Here is a 3,828-nt window from a genome sequence, read left to right as displayed (position 1 = left end):
CCCAAATTCTGGAAGGAATGATTGTCCAATGAAATCAATATATTACATAACCTTGATTATGCGAGTCCGATTTTGGGCTGTCATGATGGGTGCATCCCTCGGTCTCGCCGCCTGCACCGGCGTACCGATTGCCAAGACCAATTGCTGGGCCACCGCTGGCTCCACTGTGACCACTTCCACCAAGGGCGCAAGCCCGGATGCGGGGCTTGTCTCTCGCGGCAACACGTCGAGCCTTGATGTCATTCCCTGCGAATAAACCTCTTGACCTGATCGGGGCCTTGGCTTTGGGCGTGGCCGTCCTGCCTTGGCCTGCGTCGGCGCAAGGCGTGCCGATTGTCGACCCGAAGTCGATCATCCAGCACGGGCTCGAGATCGCGCAGATGTCCTATCTGACGGGCGGTCGCGAGCTTGAGACCGACAAGAAGCGCCGCATCGACGAGTTGCACCAAGACCAACTCGACGCACTGGATGCCACGCTGGCGATGATGACGGGCCAGACACCGTGGATCGGTGATCTCGAAGTGATCCCCGGGGCTGAGGCCGAAGTCCTCTATGCCGTCGAGGACAACAACCCTTATGCCGCCCGGCTTTTCGGCGATGCCAAGACCAGCATCGAAGAGATGATCGTGGCCACCGCGCAGAAATACGCAGGCCACCCTGGTCTTGCCCGCGCCGGATTGAACCCGGTCGAGTTTCGCATTTGGTTCCAGAGCCTCGTGAAACAGGAATCCGGGTTTTCCATCGGGGCGCGCAGCCCAGTCGGAGCCTTTGGCCTGACGCAGGTCATGCCGGACACCGCCAAGGATCTTGGCATCTTCCCCGCCTACTATGACGATCCGATGCTGCAGCTGGATGGTGGCGCACGGTACTTCCTGACGCAGCTCGACAAGTTTGGCTCGGTGCCGCTGGCCTTGGCCGCCTATAATGCTGGTCCGGGCAATGTCACGAAGTATGGTGGCATCCCTCCGTTTGAAGAGACACAGAATTACGTCGTCCGCATCACCGGGTTCTTCAACGCCTATGCCGGCAAGATCACCGGCGTGGATCAGGTCGGCACTTTCGATCCACGCGACATGGCGATCGCCGAGGCCAGCAACACTGCTGACGCAGGCCTGCACTATGGGATGGCCGCCTCTCTGGAGATTGAGGCGTCGCTGGTGCGGCTGCGTTCCATCATCGAACGCATTCCCACGACCAAATCGACCAAGGAGGCCCTCGATCTCAACAGCTATGCCCGGGCGGAAGCCGTTCGCATTGGGCTCATGGTCGAGCGGGTCAAGGCCGCCCGCGTGAAGGTCGATCAGGCCCGATATGCCCTCTGGCTGCAGGCCTATGCCATCGACGCAACATTCATCAAAGTGAAGGGTGGTTCCGAATGATCCGAAATCTGTGTTTGGGGCTTGGCCCTCTTCTGATCTCTGCAGCCTTGCTCTCCCCTGCCCCCGCCGTGGCGCAGGGCGTGCCGACAGTTGACGTCACCAGTATCGCCAAGATCGGCGAAGTGCTGACCGAGGCAAAGCTGCAGGTGAAGGAGATGATCGCCTCCAACCTGAAGCTTGATGAGCAGATCCTGAAGCAGATTGAACAGATCGCCACCCTGAAAGCCCAGCTTGACGCCTTGCGCAACGGGCTAACCCTGGAGGCCTTGGGCATCCCGGACCCCGACGCCTTCTTTGACGATATCCTGCCCGATGTCGCCGATCTGACTGGCGGTCTGGTTGCGGCCAAGGAGGGCAGCTACTCCCTGATGACCACATCGGGCAAGGTAGGCGACAAGCCCGCCGCAGAGTATGTCTCCGAGTTCTTCGCCTCAGCGGGCCTCGATGTGGCCACTGTCGATACTCTGGCAAACAGTGAAGACGAAGGGGTTGCCCGGATCGGCACGCAAGCCAACACCGCGGCCTTCCTGTCGGCGGCCGCTGAAACTTCCTCGGTCAAGGCATCGGAAAGCCTCGAGCGGGTCCACGAGCTTGTTCAGGAAATTCCGGACACTGAAGGGCTGAAAGAAGCGATCGACCTCAACACTCGCGTGACGGCAGAACTGTCGATCGCACTCGCCAATATCTGGAACATGGAGTCCGCCCAGCTGATGGGCATGGGCGAAGCGGGCGTCATGGATGCCGCCACCGCAGCCGAAGAGCAGAAGTTCATCAAAGTCCTTGGGGGAGAATGAGCATGGCCAATGGTATCAAAGCGCGAATGATGGGCGGTGCCTTTGGGCTGATCGCGGTTTTCTCGGCCGCAGCTTGGGCCGAAACCCCTGTCCCGGCAGACCTTGCCCAAGAGGAAGCTTATCTCGACGTCTTGCCGAAGGTCGAGATACCGGAAGACATCCAGCCGATCCCGGGAGCAGTGAACGAGGAATTCCGTAACTGTGAGGCCTCCTGGCCCGCAGGCTACGCGTTGGCGCGGTCTGGCCCAGAGGCGCGGGCGCTGCGCGACATCTACGGCCTAGTCCGCGTGCGAAATGTGATTGAAACGCAGGATTGCGGCTGCGCAGGCAAAGTGGCGAACTGGGAAGAGGTCGAGGCCGTCGCGGCTGCATTGCGCGATCATCACGATGTCCAGCGCCTCAGCTGGCAGCAGACGAAGGCGATTGCGGAAGAGGCCGCAACACTGACGGCTGTCGCAGAAACCATGTGTGGCGGCAGCTTCTGATGGACAGCGTCTCGACCATCCTGACGACGCTGGATGCGGCGATCACCTCTGCGGGGCGGCAGTATTTCGAGGCGACGGCGGGTGCGGTCGGGCCGATTTACACGACCCTGCTTGCTCTCCTGCTCGTCATGGTCGGGATCAATGCGGCCCTGAATGTCTATCGGATTTCCATGCGCGACGCCGTTCAATTGTCGTTCCGGATCGTCATGGTTCTGATGTTTGGCCTGACCTGGTCGAACTTCACCCAGATCTACGATGCCGCCAGCAACGGACTCAGCGCACTAGCACTGGAATACTTTCGGCTCGGGGGTGGCGGTGTCGGCGCCTCCGCCACTGCAGCGATGGATGACATGGCGAACATGATGGCCGGAAACGTGGATTCCGTGTCTTCGGCCATGTCCTCGATCATGCGCGGCTTTGTAGCCGCTGTTCTCTATGTGGTGCTCGGCGTGTTGATGGCAGTTTACGTGTTCATCGTCGGCTTTTCGAAGCTGATGATCGCCTTCCTTCTCGGGGTTGCCCCGATCGCGATTGGAGCCACGATCTTTGAGAAGACCAAGGGCATGTTCGAAGCCTGGCTTTCGGCAATGATCGGTTACCTCATGTATCCGGTCGCCTCAGCTGGTGTCATCGTGGCGGTCGTCACCGTCGCGCATGACGTGTTCCGCGAGACAAAAGATGTGACCGACCTCGGCTCCATCCTCGGTTTCTTCGTCATCGTCTTTGTCGGGATCTTTGCCTTGATGGCGATCCCGAATGCCGTGACCCACATCACCGGTCAGATCAGCCTTGCGAGTATCGCGCCGCAAGCGCTGCGGGTTGCGGGCAAGCCGCTGGAAAAGGCTTCCGACTATTCGGCGCGCCGGATGAACGAAGTGCGCTCGGGGTTCATGCACGGCAAGACCGAACACCACCATTTGCGCGATCAGGCGCGTTCCGATGCCGAGCGCGGCCAAGCTGCAAGGGCGCGTTTGGGTCAATTCATCCGCGACAGTTGACGCTGACGAACTGGCCCACGCCGCACAACTGCCGACCGCGCAAATCCCCATTTCCGGAGCAAGACGATGACAGGCTCAAACCCTGAATTGAGAAGTTTTCTCGAAGCCGAGATGTTCTACGGCGTCAAAAAGCGCGAACGCATCGCCTATCTGGTGGCGGGCGGCGGTCTGG

General features: G+C 60.2%; 5 protein-coding genes. All 5 read left to right on the top strand.

Annotated elements, in window-relative coordinates; all coding sequences use genetic code 11:
* Positions 1–82 precede the first annotated feature (82 nt).
* From L0H65_RS16085 to L0H65_RS16065, 5 genes are read left to right on the top strand one after another with little or no spacing between them, the layout of a single operon-like run.
* Positions 83–256, top strand: a complete 174-nt coding sequence (locus L0H65_RS16085; RefSeq protein WP_301460152.1) for a hypothetical protein — start codon at positions 83–85, stop codon at positions 254–256.
* The gene (locus L0H65_RS16080) at positions 237–1,379 is read left to right on the top strand and encodes a lytic transglycosylase domain-containing protein (protein WP_301460149.1); all 1,143 of its coding nucleotides are present in this window, start codon (positions 237–239) and stop codon (positions 1,377–1,379) included. The genes L0H65_RS16085 and L0H65_RS16080 overlap by 20 nt, the downstream gene beginning before the upstream one ends.
* Positions 1,376–2,173, top strand: a complete 798-nt coding sequence (locus L0H65_RS16075; protein WP_301460148.1) for a type IV secretion system protein — start codon at positions 1,376–1,378, stop codon at positions 2,171–2,173. The genes L0H65_RS16080 and L0H65_RS16075 overlap by 4 nt, the downstream gene beginning before the upstream one ends.
* A 2-nt stretch (positions 2,174–2,175) precedes the next feature.
* Positions 2,176–2,658 (top strand): hypothetical protein, encoded by a 483-nt coding sequence (locus tag L0H65_RS16070; protein WP_301460146.1) that lies wholly within the window; start codon positions 2,176–2,178, stop codon positions 2,656–2,658.
* Positions 2,658–3,656 carry a type IV secretion system protein gene (locus L0H65_RS16065; RefSeq protein ID WP_301460144.1) on the top strand — a complete coding sequence of 333 codons (999 nt, stop codon included), beginning with the start codon at positions 2,658–2,660 and terminating at the stop codon, positions 3,654–3,656. The genes L0H65_RS16070 and L0H65_RS16065 overlap by 1 nt, the downstream gene beginning before the upstream one ends.
* Positions 3,657–3,828: the final 172 nt, after the last annotated feature.

Origin of the sequence: Pseudorhodobacter sp. (assembly GCF_030452865.1) — a bacterium.
Classification (GTDB): Bacteria; Pseudomonadota; Alphaproteobacteria; order Rhodobacterales; family Rhodobacteraceae; genus Pseudorhodobacter.
The sequence above is the reverse complement of the archived record's forward strand: the minus strand, read 5'-3'. Positions and strand labels throughout refer to the sequence as shown.

Excerpts from the sequence above, each read along its gene's own strand:
- L0H65_RS16085 (WP_301460152.1), top strand. The coding sequence starts at position 83 with ATGATGGGTGCATCCCTCGGTCTCGCCGCCTGCACCGGCGTACCGATT.
- L0H65_RS16080 (WP_301460149.1), top strand. The coding sequence starts at position 237 with ATGTCATTCCCTGCGAATAAACCTCTTGACCTGATCGGGGCCTTGGCT.
- L0H65_RS16075 (WP_301460148.1), top strand. The coding sequence starts at position 1,376 with ATGATCCGAAATCTGTGTTTGGGGCTTGGCCCTCTTCTGATCTCTGCA.
- L0H65_RS16070 (WP_301460146.1), top strand. The coding sequence starts at position 2,176 with ATGGCCAATGGTATCAAAGCGCGAATGATGGGCGGTGCCTTTGGGCTG.
- L0H65_RS16065 (WP_301460144.1), top strand. The coding sequence starts at position 2,658 with ATGGACAGCGTCTCGACCATCCTGACGACGCTGGATGCGGCGATCACC.